Source organism: Mycobacterium sp. E740 (genome assembly GCF_001672895.1).
GTDB lineage: Bacteria > Actinomycetota > Actinomycetes > Mycobacteriales > Mycobacteriaceae > Mycobacterium.
The window spans coordinates 1-19,808 of the sequence record NZ_LZKP01000084.1 but is presented as its reverse complement, the minus strand read 5'-3'; the positions used below and the strand labels follow the sequence as shown (position 1 = coordinate 19,808).

24 protein-coding genes, 3 tRNA genes and 2 pseudogenes are annotated in these 19,808 nt (G+C 67.3%); 20 read left to right on the top strand and 9 right to left on the bottom strand.

Annotated features, from left to right (window positions below):
- Positions 1 to 199: 199 nt before the first annotated feature.
- Positions 200 to 454: pseudogene (locus A5663_RS07970) on the bottom strand (aminotransferase); the annotation flags it as partial.
- 83 nt (positions 455 to 537) lie between these two features.
- Here A5663_RS07970 and A5663_RS07965 point away from each other — a divergent pair.
- From A5663_RS07965 to A5663_RS07940, 6 genes are all read left to right on the top strand, one after another.
- Positions 538 to 626: transfer RNA gene (locus A5663_RS07965), tRNA-Ser, on the top strand.
- 40 nt (positions 627 to 666) lie between these two features.
- Positions 667 to 739, top strand: a tRNA-Arg gene (locus tag A5663_RS07960).
- 85 nt (positions 740 to 824) lie between these two features.
- Entirely contained in the window at positions 825 to 1,328 is a 504-nt protein-coding gene (locus A5663_RS07955; RefSeq protein WP_068146416.1) for a metallophosphoesterase, read from the top strand.
- Positions 1,321 to 1,728 (top strand): hypothetical protein, encoded by a 408-nt coding sequence (locus tag A5663_RS07950; protein WP_068146393.1) that lies wholly within the window; start codon positions 1,321 to 1,323, stop codon positions 1,726 to 1,728. Before A5663_RS07955 ends, A5663_RS07950 begins: the two co-directional genes overlap by 8 nt.
- A gap of 4 nt (positions 1,729 to 1,732) precedes the next feature.
- Positions 1,733 to 2,566 (top strand): SDR family oxidoreductase, encoded by an 834-nt coding sequence (locus A5663_RS07945; RefSeq protein ID WP_068146390.1) that lies wholly within the window; start codon positions 1,733 to 1,735, stop codon positions 2,564 to 2,566.
- A gap of 21 nt (positions 2,567 to 2,587) precedes the next feature.
- Positions 2,588 to 4,465 carry an alkyl/aryl-sulfatase gene (locus tag A5663_RS07940; RefSeq protein WP_068146386.1) on the top strand — a complete coding sequence of 626 codons (1,878 nt, stop codon included), beginning with the start codon at positions 2,588 to 2,590 and terminating at the stop codon, positions 4,463 to 4,465.
- Positions 4,466 to 4,534: 69 nt separating this feature from the next.
- Here A5663_RS07940 and A5663_RS07935 read toward each other — a convergent pair whose 3' ends face one another.
- Positions 4,535 to 5,296 (bottom strand): SDR family NAD(P)-dependent oxidoreductase, encoded by a 762-nt coding sequence (locus A5663_RS07935; protein WP_068146384.1) that lies wholly within the window; start codon positions 5,294 to 5,296, stop codon positions 4,535 to 4,537.
- 17 nt (positions 5,297 to 5,313) lie between these two features.
- On the opposite strand from A5663_RS07935, the gene A5663_RS07930 reads away from it, so the two are divergent.
- Both A5663_RS07930 and A5663_RS07925 read left to right on the top strand, forming a co-directional pair.
- Positions 5,314 to 5,916, top strand: a complete 603-nt coding sequence (locus A5663_RS07930; RefSeq protein WP_068146381.1) for a histidine phosphatase family protein — start codon at positions 5,314 to 5,316, stop codon at positions 5,914 to 5,916.
- A gap of 10 nt (positions 5,917 to 5,926) precedes the next feature.
- Positions 5,927 to 6,955, top strand: coding sequence for a phosphotransferase family protein (locus A5663_RS07925; RefSeq protein ID WP_068146379.1), 1,029 nt, complete (start codon positions 5,927 to 5,929; stop codon positions 6,953 to 6,955).
- On the opposite strand, the gene A5663_RS07920 is transcribed toward A5663_RS07925, so the two are convergent.
- The gene (locus tag A5663_RS07920) at positions 6,952 to 7,341 is read right to left on the bottom strand and encodes a lipopolysaccharide assembly LapA domain-containing protein (RefSeq protein WP_068146376.1); all 390 of its coding nucleotides are present in this window, start codon (positions 7,339 to 7,341) and stop codon (positions 6,952 to 6,954) included. The genes A5663_RS07925 and A5663_RS07920 overlap by 4 nt on opposite strands.
- Positions 7,342 to 7,454: 113 nt before the next feature.
- Between A5663_RS07920 and A5663_RS07915 the strand changes: the two genes are divergently transcribed.
- The 5 genes from A5663_RS07915 to A5663_RS07895 are packed head-to-tail and all read left to right on the top strand — an operon-like array spanning position 7,455 to position 11,561.
- Complete coding sequence (locus A5663_RS07915) at positions 7,455 to 8,402, top strand: ABC transporter substrate-binding protein (protein ID WP_068146374.1); 948 nt, start codon at positions 7,455 to 7,457, stop codon at positions 8,400 to 8,402.
- Positions 8,399 to 9,505: an ABC transporter ATP-binding protein gene (locus tag A5663_RS07910; RefSeq protein WP_068146363.1), complete on the top strand. Its 1,107-nt coding sequence runs from the start codon at positions 8,399 to 8,401 to the stop codon at positions 9,503 to 9,505. The genes A5663_RS07915 and A5663_RS07910 overlap by 4 nt, the downstream gene beginning before the upstream one ends.
- A gap of 3 nt (positions 9,506 to 9,508) precedes the next feature.
- Positions 9,509 to 10,165: an ABC transporter permease gene (locus A5663_RS07905; protein ID WP_068146360.1), complete on the top strand. Its 657-nt coding sequence runs from the start codon at positions 9,509 to 9,511 to the stop codon at positions 10,163 to 10,165.
- 8 nt (positions 10,166 to 10,173) lie between these two features.
- Positions 10,174 to 10,971: an ABC transporter permease gene (locus A5663_RS07900; RefSeq protein WP_068146410.1), complete on the top strand. Its 798-nt coding sequence runs from the start codon at positions 10,174 to 10,176 to the stop codon at positions 10,969 to 10,971.
- 2 nt (positions 10,972 to 10,973) lie between these two features.
- Positions 10,974 to 11,561: a putative glycolipid-binding domain-containing protein gene (locus A5663_RS07895; RefSeq protein ID WP_068146358.1), complete on the top strand. Its 588-nt coding sequence runs from the start codon at positions 10,974 to 10,976 to the stop codon at positions 11,559 to 11,561.
- On the opposite strand, the gene A5663_RS07890 is transcribed toward A5663_RS07895, so the two are convergent.
- The gene (locus A5663_RS07890) at positions 11,503 to 12,483 is read right to left on the bottom strand and encodes a prephenate dehydrogenase (protein ID WP_197503332.1); all 981 of its coding nucleotides are present in this window, start codon (positions 12,481 to 12,483) and stop codon (positions 11,503 to 11,505) included. The genes A5663_RS07895 and A5663_RS07890 overlap by 59 nt on opposite strands.
- A gap of 105 nt (positions 12,484 to 12,588) precedes the next feature.
- Here A5663_RS07890 and A5663_RS07885 point away from each other — a divergent pair, with 105 nt between their 5' ends.
- From A5663_RS07885 to A5663_RS07860, 6 genes are all read left to right on the top strand, one after another.
- A complete protein-coding gene (locus A5663_RS07885) occupies positions 12,589 to 13,110 on the top strand; it encodes a tRNA adenosine deaminase-associated protein (protein WP_068146353.1) in 522 nt (173 codons plus the stop codon).
- Between the two features lie 27 nt (positions 13,111 to 13,137).
- Positions 13,138 to 13,587 carry a nucleoside deaminase gene (locus A5663_RS07880; RefSeq protein WP_068146407.1) on the top strand — a complete coding sequence of 150 codons (450 nt, stop codon included), beginning with the start codon at positions 13,138 to 13,140 and terminating at the stop codon, positions 13,585 to 13,587.
- 137 nt (positions 13,588 to 13,724) lie between these two features.
- Positions 13,725 to 13,815, top strand: a tRNA-Ser gene (locus A5663_RS07875).
- A gap of 157 nt (positions 13,816 to 13,972) precedes the next feature.
- Positions 13,973 to 15,115, top strand: a complete 1,143-nt coding sequence (locus A5663_RS07870; protein WP_068146350.1) for a PP2C family protein-serine/threonine phosphatase — start codon at positions 13,973 to 13,975, stop codon at positions 15,113 to 15,115.
- Positions 15,112 to 16,683, top strand: a complete 1,572-nt coding sequence (locus A5663_RS07865; RefSeq protein WP_068146347.1) for an ATP-binding protein — start codon at positions 15,112 to 15,114, stop codon at positions 16,681 to 16,683. The genes A5663_RS07870 and A5663_RS07865 overlap by 4 nt, the downstream gene beginning before the upstream one ends.
- The gene (locus A5663_RS07860; protein WP_068146345.1) at positions 16,680 to 17,120 is read left to right on the top strand and encodes a response regulator; all 441 of its coding nucleotides are present in this window, start codon (positions 16,680 to 16,682) and stop codon (positions 17,118 to 17,120) included. Before A5663_RS07865 ends, A5663_RS07860 begins: the two co-directional genes overlap by 4 nt.
- Here A5663_RS07860 and A5663_RS07855 read toward each other — a convergent pair.
- Complete coding sequence (locus A5663_RS07855) at positions 17,111 to 17,539, bottom strand: ATP-binding protein (protein ID WP_068146342.1); 429 nt, start codon at positions 17,537 to 17,539, stop codon at positions 17,111 to 17,113. The two genes, A5663_RS07860 and A5663_RS07855, sit on opposite strands and share 10 nt — an antisense overlap.
- Before the next feature lie 98 nt (positions 17,540 to 17,637).
- Positions 17,638 to 18,009 (bottom strand): hypothetical protein, encoded by a 372-nt coding sequence (locus A5663_RS07850; protein WP_068146339.1) that lies wholly within the window; start codon positions 18,007 to 18,009, stop codon positions 17,638 to 17,640.
- A 54-nt stretch (positions 18,010 to 18,063) separates the two neighbouring features.
- On the opposite strand from A5663_RS07850, the gene A5663_RS07845 reads away from it, so the two are divergent.
- On the top strand, positions 18,064 to 18,402 hold the full coding sequence (locus A5663_RS07845; RefSeq protein ID WP_068146337.1) for a DUF732 domain-containing protein: 339 nt from the start codon (positions 18,064 to 18,066) through the stop codon (positions 18,400 to 18,402).
- 54 nt (positions 18,403 to 18,456) lie between these two features.
- Here A5663_RS07845 and A5663_RS07840 read toward each other — a convergent pair whose 3' ends face one another.
- From A5663_RS07840 to A5663_RS22510, 3 genes and pseudogenes are all read right to left on the bottom strand, one after another.
- Positions 18,457 to 18,921, bottom strand: a complete 465-nt coding sequence (locus tag A5663_RS07840) for a lipoprotein LpqH (RefSeq protein WP_068146403.1) — start codon at positions 18,919 to 18,921, stop codon at positions 18,457 to 18,459.
- A gap of 110 nt (positions 18,922 to 19,031) precedes the next feature.
- Complete coding sequence (locus A5663_RS07835) at positions 19,032 to 19,583, bottom strand: lipoprotein LpqH (protein WP_369816599.1); 552 nt, start codon at positions 19,581 to 19,583, stop codon at positions 19,032 to 19,034.
- A gap of 33 nt (positions 19,584 to 19,616) precedes the next feature.
- Positions 19,617 to 19,808 (bottom strand): annotated as a pseudogene (locus A5663_RS22510) (tRNA-guanine transglycosylase); the annotation flags it as partial.

Sequence of the window (19,808 nt, the reverse complement as noted above, 5' to 3'; positions counted from 1 at the left end):
TCCAGCGCAAAGAGCGGCTCGCCAAACACGTCAATTTCGCGCCTGAGCACATCTCGGTGGGTTGCGGGTCGGTCAGCCTGTGTCAGCAGCTGATCCAGATCACCTCGACTGTCGGCGACGAGGTGATTTTTGGCTGGCGCAGCTTCGAGATCTACCCACTGCAGGTGCGCACCGCGGGCGCCACCCCGGTGGCGGTGCCGCTGACCGACCCGCAACCCACCGAGATGTGCTCAGGCGCGAAATTGACGTGTTTGGCGAGCCGCTCCTTGAGCTCGACGTAGCCGTTGTCGGGGTAGCGGTTGATGTTGCCGGCGGCCTTCTCGATCGCGTCCCGGACGCTCGGCAGCGGTGGCTGGACCGTCTCGTTGCTGGCGATCTTGATCGCGCCGGGAACCGTCCTGCCGGGGGTGTACGCAGGCAGATCGGCCAGTTCGGGGCGCAGCCGGACGGTCACCGCACCAGTTTATGGGTCGCCCGAATGCGCTTTGCCTCGCGCGGTGGCCCATGTGTACGCTGTCGGATCGGCGGTAATCGTCGGGAGGCGTGCCAGAGCGGCCGAATGGGGCTCACTGCTAATGAGTTGTCGCCCTCAAAGGCGACCGGAGGTTCAAATCCTCTCGCCTCCGCCGCGGCTGACCCGTCAGCCGACAACTGAAGAAGGACCAGGCGCCCGTAGCTCAACGGATAGAGCATCTGACTACGGATCAGAAGGTTAGGGGTTCGAATCCCTTCGGGCGCGCTCTCTTTTCTCGCCGAGCGTGCGGTCACTGCGATTTTCGGGCCGAATTTTCGCGCTCAGCGCACGTTCGGCGAAGATGGAAACCATGCGGCTGCTACTGATCGCCGATACCCATGTCCCCAGGCGGGCCAAGGATCTGCCCGCGCGGGTGTGGGACGAGGTGTCGACGGCCGACGTCGTCGTGCACGCCGGTGACTGGGTCGAGCCGTCGCTGCTCGACGTACTCGAAGCGCGTGCGAAACGCCTTGTCGCGTGCTGGGGCAACAACGACGGTGCCGAGCTACGGCGACGGTTGCCCGAACGCGCCGACGTGACGCTCGACGGCGTGCGAATGACCGTCGTCCATGAGACCGGCGCGTCCGCCGGTCGCGACGCGCGGATGGCCCGCGAGTACCCCGACACCGACGTGCTGGTGTTCGGTCACAGCCACATCCCATGGGACTCGACCGCGAAAACCGGTCTGCGGCTGCTCAATCCGGGATCACCAACCGACCGGCGCCGCCAACCCCACTGCACGTACATGACGGCGACCGTGCGCGACGGCGCGCTGACCGACGTCGTCCTGCACCGGTTGGACCGCCGTGCGTGACCGGCCGGCGCGGGTGGCCGACGTGCATGAGATCGCCGCGTCGATGCCGCACACCAAGCGCATCGAGGGGCCCAAAGGCAACGCGATCTACCAGGTGGGCGACAAGTCGTTCGTGTTCTTCCGCACGCCCCAGCCTGACGCCGAAGACCCCGAAACCGGTGAACGCTACGCCGACGTCATCATGATCTGGGTGGAGTCGGAGATGGACAAGCTGGCACTCGTACAGGATGCGAAGTCGCCGTTCTTCACCACGGACCGCTTCGACGGCCATCTATCAGTTCTGGTACGTGCCAGCCGGTTATCGGAAATCGGCAAGGTCGAGCTGACCGAGCTGATTCAGGATGCGTGGCTGTCGCGGGCGTCGAAACGCCGCGCCGAACGCTGGCTGGCCGAACAATAGGACGATGGCGCAAGCATCCGAAATCCATGGGAAAGTCGTCGTCGTCACCGGAGGAGCGCGGGGCATCGGCCTGGCCACCGCGAAGATGCTGCACGGCCTCGGCGCCAAGGTCGCCATCGGTGACGTCGACGAAGCGACTGTCAAGGAGGCAGGCGCAGATCTCGACCTCGGGTTCTATGCCCGGCTCGACGTCACCGACCGCCAGTCGTTCACCACGTTCCTCGACGACGTCGAGCGTGAGCTGGGGCCCGTCGACGTCCTGGTGAACAACGCGGGCATCTGCCCGGCGGGCAAATTCCTCGATGAACCCGACGAGGTCACCGAGCGCACTATCGACATCAACCTGTTCGGCGTGATCCTCGGTACCAAGCTTGCCGCCGAGCGAATGGTGAAGCGGCGCAAGGGACACATCATCAACATCGCATCGGTCGGCGCGGTGAATCCGGTGCCGGGCATTGCAACGTACTGTGCCACCAAATTCGCGGTGCTCGGCTACACCGACACCGCGCGGCAGGAGCTGCGTGGCACCGGCGTGACCGCGTCGGTGGTAATGCCGACGCTGACGAACACGGGAATGATCGACGGGGTCGCCAGCGCGTCGGGGTTGAAGAATGCCGAACCCGAGGACATCGCGAGGGGCATCGTGGCGCTGATCGACAAACCGAAGCCGCACTTGACAGTGACGCGCGCGGCCGCGGTGTTGATCGGTCTGACTCGGCGCCTGCCGTTGGGCGTCTACGAAGCGATGAGCCGCGCGATGAACGCGGACCGAATTTTCGCCGACGCCGCCGACAAACCGGAGCGTCGCGACTACGAAGATCGCGCCCGCCACTCCTGACGGATGCCTAACGTGGCGAGCATGGAGCAGAAACCACCGACAGCCGTCATCGAGTCCGCCCATCGCGAGCACCTCGGCGCGTTGCCGTTCGACGACACCACCGACTTCGACGACGCCGACCGCGGCTTCATCGCGGCCCTGGACCCGTGCGTCATCAAAGCCGACGACGGCCGCGTGGTCTGGGACAACGACGCGTACTCGTTCCTCGCCGATGACGTACCCACATCGGTGCACCCCAGTCTGTGGCGCCAGAGTCAGCTGTGCGCGAAGCAGGGCCTCTATGAAGTGGTCGAGGGCATCTATCAGGTCCGCGGCTTCGACCTGTCCAACATCACCTTCGTCGAGGGCGACAGCGGCGTCATCGTCATCGACCCGCTGATCTCCACCGAGACCGCCGCCGCGGCACTGGCGCTGTACCGCGAACACCGCGGAGACCGACCTGTCGTCGCGGTCATCTACACCCACAGCCACGTCGACCATTTCGGCGGCGTTCTCGGCGTCACCACCGCGGCCGACGTCGACGCGGGGAAGGTGGCGATCATCGCGCCCGAACACTTCACCGAGCACGCCGTGCAGGAGAACGTGTACGCCGGCACGGCGATGGCCCGGCGGGCCGGCTACATGTACGGCGCGGTGTTGGCCCGCGGACCACAGGGCCAGGTCGGCTGCGGGCTGGGCCAGGTCGGGTCGACGGGCGAGGTCGCCCTGCTGGTGCCGACGGTCGACATCCGCGAAACCGGCGAGACGCACACCATCGACGGTGTCGAGATCGAGTTCCAGATGGCGCCCGGCACCGAAGCGCCGGCCGAGATGCACTTCTACTTCCCGAAGTTCCGCGCGCTGTGCATGGCCGAGAACGCGACGCACAACCTGCACAACCTGTTGACCCTGCGCGGGGCGCTGGTGCGCGACCCACACGGTTGGGCGGGCTACCTGACCGAAGCGATCGACACCTTCGCCGACCGGGCCGACGTCGTGTTCGCGTCGCACCACTGGCCGACCTGGGGACGAGACCGCATCGTGGAATACCTTTCGCTGCAACGGGATCTGTACGCCTACTTACACGACCAGACGTTGCGCCAACTCAACCAGGGCTTCACGGGTATCGAGATCGCCGAGATGTTCGAGCTGCCGCCCGCGCTCCAGAAGGCGTGGCACGCGCACGGCTATTACGGTTCGGTCAGCCACAACGTCAAGGCCGTCTATCAGCGCTACATGGGATGGTTCGACGGCAATCCGGGCCGGCTCTGGGCGCACCCGCCCGAGGCGATCGGGCCGCGCTACGTCGAGGCGATCGGCGGCGTCGACCGCGTCGTCGAGATCGCCCGCGAGGCGTTCGACCGAGGTGACTACCGTTGGGCTGCAACACTACTGGACCACGCCATGTTCACTGACGAGAGCCATTCGGCCGCACGCGACCTCTACGCCGACACGTTCGAGCAACTGGCCTACGGTGCGGAGAACGCGGTGTGGCGCAACTTCTTCCTGTCCGGAGCAACCGAGCTGCGCGACGGCAACTTCGGCACACCCACCCAGACCGCGTCGGCTTCGATCCTCGGCCAACTCACCCCCGAGCAGATATTCGACGCGTTGGCGATCAATGTGAACGGCCCCCGCGCATGGGATCTCGACCTCGCGGTGGACGTCACGTTCCGCGACACCGCGGCGAACTACCGCCTGACGTTGCGCAACGGAGTTCTGGTGCACCGCAAGGTGGCCGCGGACGAGGCATCCGCGCAGGCGACCGTCAAACTCGCCGACAAGACGCGCCTGCTCGCGCTCGTCGCCGGGGACGACAGTTCGCCCGGCCTGGAGATCGTCGGCGACGCTGCCGCGCTGCAGTCGCTGATCGGCGCGCTGGACCGTCCGGACCCCGGCTTCAACATCGTCACGCCGTGACGAACGTCGGGTTGTCCGACGGTTTCTATCGTGAAACGTCGATCAACCCGACACTCGGCGCAACAGGACCTACGGGATGCCGCCGTCGACCCGGATGATCGAGCCCGACGTGTAACTCGACGCATCCGACATCAGATACAGTGCGGCGCCGATGATCTCGGGCGGCTCGCCGAGCCGCTTCAACGCGAAATGCGCAGCGCCGGCCGTCGTCGCGGGAATGTCCCAGGCCTTGCTGATATCGGTGAGGAACGGTCCCGGCATCAGCGTGTTGACCCGTACCGTCGGCCCGTATGCGAGCGCCAGCCCCTCGGTCAGCGCGTTGAGCCCCGCCTTGGCGGCCGAGTAGGGCAACTGCTCGGGCTTGGGCCGCCGTGAACCGCTCGAGCTCACGTTGACGATCGAGCCACCACCGTCGGCGACCATGCGCTCGCCGACGAGCGCGGACAACCGGAACGGGCCCTTCAAGTTCAGGCTGACCACCGAGTCGAACAGCTTCTCCGACACCGACGTCAACGACTCGTACAGCGGCGACATCCCGGCGTTGTTCACCAGCACGTCGACCTTGCCGAACCGTTCGTAAGCGGCGTCGACCAGCCCGTCGAGCTCGTCCCACCGCCCGACGTGCACCTGATACGGCAGCGCCGCGCGGCCCGTCGCGGCCTCGATCTCCGAGGCCGTCGCCACGCAGGAGTCGTACTTGCGGCTGGCGATCACGACATCGGCGCCGCACCGCGCGGCGGCGAACGCCATCTCGCGCCCCAGTCCGCGGCTGCCGCCGGTGACCAGTACGACGCGGTCGGTGAGGTCGAACAATTCGTCCGCATAAGCCATGGCCCTATGGTGTCACGGTGCAGTTGCTCATCATTCGACATGCGTTGCCGCTCCGCAGCGAGCCGGGCCAAGGCTCCGACCCCGACCTCTCGGCCGAGGGCATCGAACAGGCCAAGCGCCTGCCCGACGCGCTCGCGCGGTTCCCGATCTCGCGGTTGGTCAGCAGCCCGCAGCGGCGCGCGATCCAGACCGCCGAACCGGTCGCCGAGGCTCTTGGCCTCCAGATAGACATCGACGACCGGCTCGCCGAGTACGACCGCGACCTGTCGCACTACACCCCCGTCGAGGAGATCTCCGCGGAGGACATGCGCCGGCTGGCCAACGGTGAGCTGCCGAGCGGGGTGGACCAGTCGGCGTTCCTCGCCCGAGTCAAGGCCGGGGTAGGTGACATCGTCGCGGCCGCGAACCGGGAGGACACCGTCGCGCTGTTCAGCCACGGCGGCGTGATCAACGCAGTGGTCCACGACGTCATGGATACCGAGCGCCTGCTGTGTGTTCAGGTCGACTACGCGGGCATCACGCGAGTGCTGTGGTCGTCGTCGCGCGAGACGTACTTCGTGGCGGGCATCAACGCGACCGAGCACGTATGGGATCTGCTGCCCAGAAACCAGCAGTGGTAGACATTTGCGAATGACCGGCTCACTGGAAGGCCTCGACCTCGGCGCACTGGACCGCCACCTGCGTTCGGAAGGTATCCCCCGCGACGGCGAACTGCGCGCCGAGTTGATCTCCGGCGGCCGGTCCAACCTGACGTTCCTGGTCGAAGACGACGAGTCGAAGTGGGTGCTGAGAAGGCCGCCCCTGCACGGTCTGACACCGTCGGCACACGACATGGCGCGCGAGTACAAGGTGGTCGCGGCATTGCAGAACACTGCTGTTCCGGTCGCGCGCGCGGTGACCATGCGCAACGACGACTCGGTGCTCGGCGCGCCGTTCCAGATGGTCGAGTACGTTCCCGGCCGCGTCGTGCGCCACACCCGCGAACTCGAGGCGTTGGGTGACAAGGCCGCCATCGACGCCTGCGTGCAGGCCCTGATCAAGGTGCTCGCCGATCTGCATGCGCTCGACCCCGAAGAGGTCGGCCTCGGCGACTTCGGTAAGCCCACCGGGTATCTCGAACGGCAGGTCAAGCGCTGGGGCGGCCAATGGGAGCTGGTGCGCCGCGAGGACGACGAGCGCGACGACGACGTCAAACGGCTGCACTCCGCGCTCGGCGAGGCGATCCCACCGCAGCGCCGCAGCTCGATCGTGCACGGCGACTACCGCATCGACAACACGATGCTCGACTCGACCGACGGCACCAAGGTGCTGGCGGTGCTGGACTGGGAGATGTCAACGCTGGGCGACCCGATCAGCGACGCCGCTCTGATGTGCGTCTACCGGCATCCGATGTTCAACCTGGTGCACGCGGACGCGGCGTGGGCCTCACCGCTCGTGCCCACGGCAGACGAACTCGCGCAACGGTATTCGGTCGCGTCCGGCCAGCCGTTGGACCACTGGGAGTTCTACATGGGCCTGGCGTACTTCAAGCTCGCGATCATCGCCGCGGGCATCGCCTACCGCGGACGCGTGGGCGGCGCGGCGGCCGACTTCGTCACCATGGTCGACGACGCGGTGGCTCCGCTGATCGCCGCGGGGCTCGAGTCGCTCACGACTTAGCGGAGCGCGGCTTTGTAGTTCTTCTTCGCCGCGCGACGCAACTGGACCATGCGCGCCGCACCCGCCAGCGCGGTGATGAGGCCGCCGCACACCGCGGCGAGCAGGATCGCAACGCCCAGCGGCTGTTGCCAGTGCCAGCCCAGGAAGGCGAACTGGGCCGACTCGGTGTTCTGCATGATGAAGATCAGCAGCACGATGAGGATCAGGAAGCCCGCGATCACCGCCGACCACAGCGCGGCCGCCCGGGTGAAGTGGACCTTCTTCACCGACCCCGGCTTGCGGTCCGCGAACTCGTCGTCCGTTGGCGGAACGGGCGGCCCGGGGTTCGGCGGGTCGTAGGGTTCCGGCTCGTTTCGCGCTGACGCCCCATGCGGATCGCTGCTCATGGGTTCATCTTTGCCGTTTCCGGTCCACCACAAACCGAATTCGGCGTCGACGGTGGGATTCAGGCCGAAACAATCCCGGGCGTAGCTGCGGCGATGTCGATAGTGTCGGCTCCATGACCTTGATCCCGCGACGGCGGTGCGGGCCTGTTGCCGCGGCGGTCGTCGTCCTGGCGGCACTGATGGCCGCGGCCTGCGGCAGCTCGAATCCGCTCGGTGGCGGACAGATCTCGGGTGATCTCAAGACCATCGCCGTCGGCTCAGCCGACTTCACCGAGTCGAAGATCATCGCCGAGATCTACGCTCAGGCGCTGGAGGCGAACGGCTTCACCGTTCGGCGCCAGTTCGGCATCGGCAGTCGCGAGACCTACATTCCCGCGGTGCAGGACCACTCCATCGACCTGATCCCGGAGTACACCGGCAACCTGCTGCAGTACTTCGACAAGGACGCCACCGCGACCACCTCCGAGGCGGTCCTGCTGGCTCTTCTCAAGGTGCTTCCGGGTGACCTGTCGATCCTGTATCCGTCGCCGGCGCAGGACAAGGACACCCTCGCGGTGACCGAGGCGACCGCGCAGAGGTGGAACCTCAAGACGATCGGCGACCTGGCCAAGCACTCGGCCGAGGTGAAAGTCGGTGCGCCGTCGGAGTTTCAGACGCGCGTCACCGGACTGGTCGGGCTGAAGGACAGATACGGCCTGGACGTCGCGCCCGCGAACTTCGTCGCGATCAGCGACGGCGGCGGTCCGGCGACCGTACAGGCGCTCACCGGCGGGAGGATCACCGCCGCGAACATCTTCAGCACCTCTCCGGCGATCGAGCAGAGCAAGCTCGTCGTACTGCAGGACCCCGAGAACGTGTTCCTCGCCGCCAACGTGGTGCCCCTGGTCGCGTCGCAGAAGATGTCCACCGAGCTCAAGAGCGTGCTCGACGCCGTCAGCGCGAAACTCACCACCGAGGCGCTGATCGCGCTGAACACGTCGGTCGAGGGCAACCGGGGCGTCGACCCGGACGAGGCGGCCCGAAAATGGATCGCCGACAACGGTTTCGGCGAGCCGCGATGATCAGTTTCGACAACGTCACGAAGCGCTACCCCGACGGCACAGTCGCGGTCGACGACCTCAGCTTGGAGGTGCCCGAGGGCACGTTGACGGTGTTCGTGGGGCCGTCCGGGTGCGGCAAGACCACCTCCATGCGGATGATCAACCGGATGATCGAGCCGACGACGGGCACGCTGACCGTCGACGGCAGGGACGTCACCGACGTCGATCCGGTCAAGCTGCGCCTGGGCATCGGTTATGTGATCCAGAGTGCGGGACTCATGCCGCACCTACGCGTCGTGGACAACGTGGCGACCGTTCCGGTGTTGCGCGGCGAATCCCGGCGCAAGGCACGCAGATCCGCGCTCGAGGTGATGGAACGGGTCGGGCTGGATCCCAAGCTCGCACAGCGCTATCCGGCACAACTGTCGGGTGGCCAGCAGCAGCGCGTCGGAGTGGCGCGGGCACTGGCGGCCGATCCGCCGATCCTGTTGATGGACGAACCGTTCAGTGCGGTCGACCCGGTGGTCCGCGAGGACCTGCAGGCTGAAATCGCCCGACTGCAAAGCGAATTGCGCAAGACCATCGTGTTCGTCACCCACGACATCGACGAGGCGGTCAAACTCGGCGACCGCGTCGCGGTGTTCGGCCGCGGCGGCGTGCTCCAGCAATATGCCGAACCGGCGTTCGTGCTGTCCAACCCCGCCAACGAGGAGGTGGCGGCGTTCGTCGGCGCCGACCGCGGGTACCGCGGACTGCAGTTCTTCCACGCCACCGGCCTGCCGCTGCACGCCGTCGGGCACGCCGACGAAACCGAGATCGACACGCTGCAGCTGAATCCAGGGGACTGGACGTTGATCACCAAGGCCGACAAGCCGTTTGCGTGGATCAACGCCGACGGGGTGGCGCTGCACCGCGACGGAAGTTCGCTCTACGACAGCTCCGTCGGCGGCGGATCGCTGTTCCGGCCGGACGGCACACTGCGGCAGGCGCTGGACGCGGCGCTGTCCTCCCCGAGCGGGCTGGGCGTCGCGGTCGACGAACAGGGGAAGCTGATCGGCGGGGTGCGGGCCGACGACGTGCTGGCCGCTCTCGCGGAGCAACGCCGCGTCCCGGAGTTGGGGTAGCCGATGCGCTACCTGCTCACCCACCTCGACGACCTGTGGGCGCTGACGTTGATCCATCTGCGGTTGTCGCTGATCCCGATCGCGCTGGGGCTCGTCATCGCGCTGCCGTTGGGTGCGGCGGTCCAGCGGACCACCACGGTGCGACGGCTGACCACGATCACCGCCAGCATCATCTTCACGATCCCGTCGCTGGCACTGTTCGTGGTGCTTCCGCTGGTCATCCCGACCCGCATCCTCGACGAGGCGAACGTGATCGTGGCGCTCACGCTCTACACCGTCGCGCTACTGGTGCGCGCGGTGCCCGAGGCATTGGACGCGGTGTCGCCGACCGTGCTGGACGCGGCCACGGCCGTCGGCTACAAACCGCTTACACGGATGATGAAAGTCGAACTGCCGCTAGCAATTCCGGTGCTGACAGCGAGTCTGCGGGTGGTCGCCGTCACCAACATATCGATGGTGTCGGTGGGCTCGGTGATCGGTATCGGCGGGCTGGGCACCTGGTTCACCGAGGGCTACCAGGCCAACAAGAGCGATCAGATCGTCGCGGGCATCATCGCGATCTTCGTGCTCGCGATCGTGATCGACACGCTGATCATGCTGGCGGGCAAGGCGCTCACGCCCTGGACCCGCACGCCGCGCACGGTGAAGGCGGTGTCGTGATGGGGCCGATGGCGTTTCTCCAGGAGGCGCTGGCGTACATCTTCACGGCGGCCAACTGGGGCGGCCCCGCCGGCCTGACGGCCCGACTTCTCGAGCACCTGGAGTACACGGCGGTCGCGGTGGTCTGCTCGGCGCTCATCGCGATACCGGTCGGCATGGTCATCGGGCACACCGGCCGCGGGACGTTCCTCGTCGTCACCGGGGTCAACGCGTTGCGGGCGCTGCCGACCCTGGGCGTGCTGCTGCTCGGCGTCCTGTTGTGGGGGCTGGGCCTGGTGCCGCCGACGGTGGCGCTGATGCTGCTGGGCATCCCCCCGCTGCTGGCCGGCACGTACGCCGGCATCGCGAACGTCGACCGTACGGTCGTCGACGCCGCGCGTTCGATGGGCATGACCGAGCGGCGCATCCTGCTGCGGGTGGAGGCGCCGATCGCGTTGCCGTTGATACTCGGCGGGCTACGCACCGCCACGCTGCAGATCGTGGCGACCGCGACGGTGGCCGCTTACGCCAGCCTCGGCGGGTTAGGCCGCTACCTCATCGACGGCATCAAGGTGCGCCAGTTCCATCTGGCGTTGGTCGGCGCCTTGATGGTGACGGCGCTGGCCCTGCTTCTGGACGCCGCGCTCGCGTTCGCCGTTTGGGCCTCGGTGCCGGGAACCGGTCGGCTCCGGCGATCGCGTATGCCCCAGCCGTTCCTCGGTGACGAAGTCGTCCTCGAATCCCCTCCGCGCGCAACATCACAGCGCGCCACCAAAAGCTCTACTGGAGCGCATTCCGAACGGGGCGACCCTTCGCCTACGGTATAGGGGTGAGTGAAGCAGGAGGCTCCGAGAAATGGCCGGCGATCCTGACGTGGCGCGCGCATGACGTGCCGAGGATGGAATCGGTGCGGGTGCATGTGTCGGGCAACCGGGTGAAGGCCTACGGCAGGATCGTGGCCGCCGCGACGTCGTCGCACCCGGCCTTCTCCGCTTCCTACGATCTGGTGACCGACGAGGCCGGCGCCACCAAGCGACTGTCGATGACCGTGACGCTCGCCGAGCGGGAGCGCCAGCTGTCGATCGCCCGCGACGAAGAGAACATGTGGCTGGTCCAGCAGCACACCGGAGAGTCGCGGCGCGCGTCCTACGACGGTGCGCTCGACGTCGACGTGATCTTCAGCCCGTTCTTCAACGCGCTGCCGATACGGCGTACCGGGCTCTACCGACGATCGGACTCGATCAGCTGCTCCGTGGTGTATGTGCGGCTGCCCGAACTGTCCGTGGAGACTGCGGTGATCAGCTACAGCAGCGCAGAGGACGGCATCAAGCTGCACTCGCCCGTCGCCGAAGCGACGATCACCGTGGATTCGGACGGGTTTCCCGTCGACTACCCAGGACTGGCAGAGCGGATCTGATCACCCCGCCGGCGCGGCCCGCGGCGGCGAGTTCCGCGCGCCAGCTGTCCCCGCCGAGGACCACCGTGACGATCTCCGGCCTGCTGAAGCTGTCGTAGCGCACACGGGCGGCGTGCCCGGTCTCGACGAGATCGGTCAGCGGTCTGTCGTCAGCCAGCGCGTCGCGCGCGTGGTTGAGCAACTCCAGGGTGCGGTCCAGGACGGGCAGCAGTTCGTCGGCGTTGGCCTCACACATCGCCCGCACCAGGTCCGGTGCGGTCGCCGCGACCCGCGTGCCGTCGCGAAACGACCCGGCGGCAAGCGCGAAGGCCAGCGGCACCTCGCCGGCGGTCGCGGCGAGCGCCTCGGCCAGCAGGTGCGGCAGATGCGAGATCGTCGCGGCGGCGGCGTCGTGTTCGTGTGAGCGGGCCGGCACGACGACCGCGCCGCAGTCCAGCGCGAGGTCCATCACCAGCTTCCAGACCCCGGGCTCGACGTGGTCGTCGACGCTGATCACCCATGGCGCGTCGACGAACAGCCGCGCGTTGCCTGCCGGCCAGCCCGAGTGGGCGGTACCTGCCATCGGATGGCCGCCGACGAACCGCTCCAGCAGCCCGAACGACCGGACTTCCTGCAGCACAGCACTTTTGACACTCGTCACGTCGGTCAGCGGACATGCCGGAGCCGTTTCCCGAATATGGCCGAGCATCTGGCCCAACGCGGGCACCGGCACCGCCAGCACGATCAGCGCATTGGCGTCAGCCGCCCGGCCGAGCGCGGTGTCGAGGTCCGCTGTGGCATCGAATCCGTCGGCGGCCGCGGCCTGGACGCCTTCACGCGACCGGTTGTAGCCGAACACCTCACGTCCGGCCGCCGCCGCCGCGCGCATGATCGAACCGCCGATCAGCCCGAGGCCGAGCACGCAAACCGGGGTGTCCGTCACCGTTCAAGGTTGGCATATCGAGCGCGATCGGCCGACGTCAGGCCGGGCGGCCGCCGCTGATCGATGCCTGGTCAAGGCGGTGGTCGGCGACTACCGTAAGCCGACATGGGAGCACAGCGTGCACCGGCGCGGGAGCAGTCCGTCGACACCCCCGACGGCTTCGGCGTGGCTGTGGTCCGGGAGGACGGAAAGTGGCGTTGCGCGCCGCTGCGCCGCGCGGCGTTGAGCAGCCTGACCGCCGCCGAGACGGAGCTACGGGAAATCCGCAGTGCGGGAGCGGTATTCGGGTTACTCGACGTCGACGACGAGTTCTTCGTGATCGTGCGGCCGGGTCCGTCCGGGACCCGATTGCTGCTCTCGGACGCCACGGCTGCGCTGGACTACGACATCGCGGCCGAGGCGCTGGAGAACCTCGACGCCGACATCGAGCCCGAAGAGCTCGAGGAGGCCGACCCGTTCGAGGAAGGTGACCTCGGAGTGCTTTCGGACGTCGGCCTGCCGGAGGCCGTGCTCGGGGTGATCCTCGACGAGTCCGACCTCTACGCCGACGAACAGTTGGGCCGGATAGCCCGGGAGATGGGGTTCGCCGACGAGTTGTCGGCGGTCCTCGACCGTCTGGGTCGGTGAGCCGACGATGGACAGAGGTCGGTGAGCCTGACCGACGAGGCGCTGATCCGCGCCGCATTGGAGGCGGCCCGCGGCGCCGGCCCCCGCGATGTGCCGATCGGCGCGGTCGTCGTCTCCGCTGACGGCACCGAACTGGCCCGCGCCGCCAACGCTCGCGAAGCGCTCGGCGACCCCACTGCGCACGCGGAGATCCTGGCGATGCGCGCGGCCGCGGCGGTCCTCGGCGACGGCTGGCGACTGGAGGGCACCACCCTCGCGGTGACCGTGGAGCCGTGCACGATGTGCGCCGGCGCGCTGGTGATGGCTCGGGTGTCGCGGGTGGTGTTCGGGGCCTGGGAGCCCAAGACCGGAGCCGTGGGGTCGTTGTGGGATGTGGTGCGCGACAGGCGCCTCACGCATCGGGCGCAGGTGCGCGGCGGGGTGCTCGCCGACCAGTGCGCCGCACCGCTGGAAGAGTTCTTCGCCCGGCAGCGATGACCGTCTCCAGTTCGCGAGAGGTACACCAGGGTCGTGATCGTCCCGAGTTCAAGACCCTGGTGTCACTCTCGCGGAAACGACAACGTCGCCCGGCAGCGATTGGAGTAGACGGGCGGGTGCCCGGTAAGCTGCCACACGGTGGCGTGTCCGAGCGGCCTAAGGAGCACGCCTCGAAAGCGTGTGACGGGTAACCCCCGTCCGAGGGTTCAAATCCCTCCGCCACCGCCACATCGACTCAGGCACTATTGTCGGATTCGTCACTGAAGAAGAGGTCGGGCGACCGCGGTGACCAACGCGAGAGAATTGGTTACCTATGCGCGCCCTTTATGACCAAGGCCCGTCCGCCCCGGCCGGTAGTCCTGCTGCTTCCGCGCGCCCTTTTTCGGTGTTGCTCGTCGAGGACGATCGAGGAGACGCGATCCTGGTCGAGGAGCTGATCGCCGACGCCGCAGCCGAAATCGAGGTGGCGTGGGCGCCCTCCATGGAGGAAGCCGAGCAGCACTTGGAAAGCGCTCGCCCGGACTGCGTACTGCTCGACCTGAACCTGCCGGACGCGAATGGCATCAACGCGCTCGACCGCATCTGCCGTCGTGACATCACAATGCCGATCGTCGTGCTGACCGGACTCAACGACGAGCACTTCGGGATCTCCGCCGTCGCAGCCGGCGCCCAGGACTACCTCGTCAAGGGACGCGTCGAACCGGAGACGTTGCGGCGCGCGCTGCTCTACGCGGTGGAGCGCAAACGCGCCGAGCTGACCTCCGTGGAACTGCACGCCAGTGAGCTGCGCGCCCGGGAGAACTCCCGCCTCGAGCGCGGGCTGCTGCCGTCTCCTTTACTCCTCGAGCACCCCGGCGTCGACATCGTCGCCGAATACCGGCCCAGCAGACAGCACGCACTTCTCGGCGGGGACTTCTATGACTTCGTCCAGACACCGGACCGCACCGTGCACGTCATGGTCGGCGACGTGGCCGGACACGGCCCCGACGAGGCCGCGCTCGGCGTGGCGCTGCGGATCGGCTGGCGCGCGCTGACGTTCGCGGGGTTGCGCGGCAACGAGCGCATGCGCCAACTCGAACGGATTCTCAGCGCCGAACGGCCGGGGTCGAGCATCTTCGCCACCGTGATCAGTGTCGCGATGTCAACCGACAACCTGAGTTTCAACGTGGTGTCGGCGGGCCATCCTGGCATGCTGCTGCACGGACCAAACACCGTCGAATGGCTGGAGCCGAAGGTCGGTCCCGCACTCGGCCTGTCCGGCCACGAGTGGCCACTGAACATGCTCGAGCTGCCGCCCGGGTACGGCTTGGTACTGCTCACCGACGGGTTGTTCGAGGGGCGGTCCGGCGAGGGCACCCAGCGCCTCGGGGAGAGCGGTCTGCTCGAAGTCGCCCGCAGCTATGCGCATCTGCCGGGTCGACAATTCGTCAGCGCGCTGATCGACGACGTCGAGCGTCGCGCGCAGTCGGTGGGCGGCATCAGCGACGACATCGCGGTGGTGCGCGTGGAGCGGACGATCACCGGATGAGATGGCGTCTCACCGTCCAGGGCTGGCAGAACCTGGTGCTGTCGGCGATGGGTGTGCTGGTGATCGCCGGCGCCATCGCCGGTGCGCTGCTGTTGAACCGCACCGACGAGGTTTCGCGCGAGCTAAACCTCGGTATCCAGCCCGCCCGTGTCGCCGCATATCAGTTGCAGGCCGCTCTTCGTGACCAGGAGACCGCGATCCGCGGATACGCCATAGCAGCCGATCGTCAGTTTCTCGAGCCGTACTACACGGGCCAGGACTCCGAGCGCACCGCAGAACAGGCGATTCGCGACGGGATCGGTCACCGGCAGGACCTCGTCGACGACCTCGACAGAATCCAAGACGCCGCAGCCGGGTGGCGCAAGACGTACGCCGATCCGCTCATCGCCTCGGTGACGCCGGGCAGGCCGAAGGTGCTCGATGCCGACACCGCCGCGCGCGGCAAGGCCGAATTCGACCGGCTGCGTGGGCTGTTCGATGTCCAGAACCGCCATCTCGCGGAGGCGCGCCAGAACTCCGTCGACGAGCTCGCCCGGGTGCAGAGGTGGCGCGACAGCGTGCTCATCGCGATCGTCGCGACGTTCCTCATCGCGGGGGTCGTGCTGGCGATGCTGGTGCGTAATGCCGTGACCCGTCCGCTCGAGAAGCTCGCCGCGGCATGCCGCAGGATCACCGAGGGCAGCTTCGGTCACCGGATCACGGCCGAGGGGCCGCGGGACATCCGGGCGATCAGCTCAGACGTCGAGGACATGCGCCAGCGCATCGTCGACGAGCTCGACGTCTCCCGGGACAGCCGCGCACAGCTGGCGGAACAGGCGGTCGAACTGCAGCGGTCCAACGCCGAGCTCGAGCAGTTCGCCTACGTCGCGTCGCACGACCTGCAGGAGCCGCTGCGCAAGGTGGCGTCGTTCTGCCAGCTGCTCGAGAAGCGCTACGGCGACAAGCTCGACGAGCGCGGCCTCGAGTACATCCGGTTCGCCGTCGACGGCGCCAAGCGGATGCAGGTACTGATCAACGACCTGCTCACGTTCTCCCGCGTCGGCAGGCTCAACTCCACCGAAGCCGAGGTCGACCTCGGCGCCGCGCTGGACGCCGCGGTGCACAACCTCGCGGCCGCGATCGAGGAGTCGGGCACCGAAGTGGTCCGCACCGGGCTGCCTCTTCCGTCGGTCACGGGCGACCCGACGCTGCTGGCGATGCTCTGGCAGAACCTGATCGGCAACGCGGTGAAGTTCCGCAAGCCCGACGTGGCGCCGCGGATCGTCATCGACTGCCAGGTCGGCCAGGATGCGCACGACGGTTCATGGCTGTTCACTGTCACCGACAACGGGATCGGCATCCCCCCGGAGTTCGTGGAAAAGGTGTTCGTGATTTTCCAGCGCCTGCACGGCCGTGATTCCTACACCGGCACCGGCATCGGGCTCGCGCTGTGCCGCAAGATCGTCGAATACCACGGCGGGAGCATCTGGATCGACACCGCCTACACCGACGGCACCCGGTTCCATTTCACGGTGCCGTGCGTAGTGCGTGAGCCCTTCGAAGCCCATATGGAAGGATCGACCGCATGACAACGGACAGTCGGGTGATCGACGTACTGCTGATCGAGGACGACCCGGGTGACGAGCTGATCACCCGAGAAGCGTTCGAGCACAACAAGATCAAGAACACTCTGCACGTCGCACACGATGGCGAGGAGGGTTTGGACTTCCTCTACCGTCGTGGCAAGTACGCAGACGCGCCGCGGCCCGATCTGATCCTGCTTGACCTCAACCTGCCGAAGTACGACGGCAGGCAGCTGCTCGAGCAGATCAAGTCCGACGCGAACCTGAGCCACATCCCGGTGGTCGTGCTCACCACGTCGTCAGCCGAGGAAGACATCCTGCGCAGCTACAAGCTGCACGCCAATGCGTACGTCACCAAACCGGTGGACCTCGACCAGTTCATGAACGCCGTCCGCCAGATCGACGAGTTCTTCGTCCAGGTGGTCCGGCTGCCTCAGATCTGACGCTCGTCGGCGCCCGCGACGTCGAAGTCGATCCGCACGGTGGTACCGCGCTCAGACTTCGCGACGTCCACACCGTCGCCGACGGCGCGGATGATCGGCAGCCCGCGGCCGCGCGTCGTCGGCCCCGAAGTCGGTGGGCGCCACTCGCCGTGGTCGGAGACGCTGACGACGATCCGCTCCTTCTCGACCGTGGCGTCGACCACGATCACTCCGTCGTCCGAATCCCGGTAGGCATGCTCGACGCAGTTGGTGGCCGCCTCGTTGACCGCCAGCACGATGTCGGCGACGACGGGATCGGGCACGCCGATCGGCTCGATCCACGACATCAGCTGACGCCGAATCTGTGCCAACCGATCCGCTGTGGCCGGCACCTCGATCCGCAACGGGTCCGCCGGCCGCAGACGCACCTCGATCACCACGCCGTGGTTGTACCCCGCTCGCGCCGATTCCTCACTTCCGCCACGCGTGCTGTCGATCTCAAATCGGTAGCGAGGCGAAGATCACATCCGCGGTCGGCTCAGCCGAAGAACGTCGTCCGGTAGTCGGGAGACCACGCTCCCTTGAGGCAGCTCAGCGGAACACCGTCGGGCGACTGAGCCACCCCAGTTGCGTCCCCGCACGGCAACCGGTTGGTGCGGATGCCGACCAGCGGCGGCGACGCGATCCACACGCTGTGCGAACTGCACGCGAGCGTGTTACCCGACGCGTCGATTCCGAAGTTGTAGCGGGTGTTCTGCACGCAGGGCGTGCCCTCGACAGCGGTCCGGTCGACATACGGTACGCAGTTCGCACCATCGCAGTAACCGGGCGACGCCGTCGCAGGCACGGCGGTCATCATCGGTGCGGCGACGAACCCGCACGCGAGCGCAGCTGCAGCCATGAGCCTCATGGGGTTAGCGTATGTGCCGCGCACCGACGGCGGGCACGGAATAGGCTCATCGTCATGAAGCGGGCCATCGTTGCTCTGGCCGCCGCAGCCGGTGCGGCTTCTATCGCCGTCGCTCCGCCGGCCGGCGCCGACGTCGTCGCCTATCTGGTCAACGTGCACGTGCGCCCCGGCTACAACTTCCCGAACGCGGACGCGGCCATCGGTTACGGCCACACCATCTGCGACCGGGTAGCGGCCAAGATGAGCTACGGCCAGCTCGTCGACCAGGTTAAGGCGGACTTCCACACCGCGGACTACTACCAGGGTGCCTACCTGATCAACCAGGCCGTCAACGAACTGTGCCCCGCGCAGATCTGGCAGCTGCGGCAGTCGGCGGCCGGCTACACCGGATGAGAAACGGCGGCGCCCCCTCCGGGACGCCGCCGCCTTCGTGCAAGCTCGGCCCGACTATGGGCAGCTGACCTCGATCTCGAACGGCTTGTTGACCGGCTGCAGCGGGTTGGCCATGTCGACACCCGTGGCCGTGCCGCTGATCTTGTAGGTGTTGCCGTCCTTCTCGGCCTTGGCTTCGCCTTGACCGGCGCCGCTCTGGTAGCCGAGCGTCACGCCGTTGACGTTGCCCAGACCGACGCTCTGCACGGTCGGCTTGTCACCGGAGCTCACAACCGCGCCGATGCCCGTGGTCGCGTCACCGATCGCGATGTTGGTGTTGCCGCCGACGGAGCTGCACACGACGGTGCCCTGAACGGCCTGATCCTTGCCGTCGATCGTGACGGTGGTCTTGCCCTGCGCCGATGCGGCGGTGGAGGTCTCACCTGACGTCTCAGACTTCTTGTCACCCGAGGAACAGCCGGACATTCCGGCGACGACGATCGCCGCGCCGCCCACCGCGACCAGGAAACCACGCTTCACCACAGTTCTCCTTCGTGTTGTCGTGACCCGTCAAGATCGGATCATCTAGAGCAGTATGGTTCGCGGCACATCGGCCAACAACGGTTTCGCCAAATACCGATCACGCTCGGTCAGCAGGACACCCGGATGTCGAAGGTGCCCGCAGCGCGAAAGCTCGGCCTGTCGGTCTGGAAACCGTCGGCCTTGCCGGAGATGTGGTAGGTCCGGCCAGTCATGGAGACCTGCGCGGGTTTGGCATTGCCACCGACTCCGGCGCTGTAACTGCCGGTGAAGCCTGCGACGTCGTTGATGGCCACCGACTCGGCTGCGAGTTGGTCCTTGTTCGACAGCATCGCGGTGACACCCGAGGACTGGTCGCCGGCGGTGATCGTGGTGAGCCAGCCCGTGGTGCTGCATTGCACCGCCTGGGTGAGGCCGGCGTTCTGCCCGTTGACCGAGACCTGCGCGGTGCCTGCGACGAGCTCACCGGGCGGGGGGCTGTAGTCCGGCGGGTCGGAGGAGCAGCCGGCCACCGCCAGCGTCGCGGCGGCGCAGCACGTGAGAACCCACCGATTGTCCACAGTGCAGAATCTACGGCGTGGCCGCGCCGAATTCTCCCGCTCGGGAAGAGTCGCCGTACTTCGACGTGACGGGCCAACTACCGGACCGGCTCGGCCGCACAGGTGTGATCCACACTCCGCACGGCGACATCCGTACCCCGGCTGCAGATACAGGTGATAGGCGTTGACCAGGATCGCCTGTGCGCCAAGGTCTTTCATCGCCTCCGGCAGCACCGCCTTGACAGTCGCCTGCGTGCCGACCGGAATGAATGCCGGGGTACGGATGTCGCCGTGCGGAGTGTGGATCACACCTGTGCGGCCGAGCCGGTCCGGTAGTTGGCCCGTCAC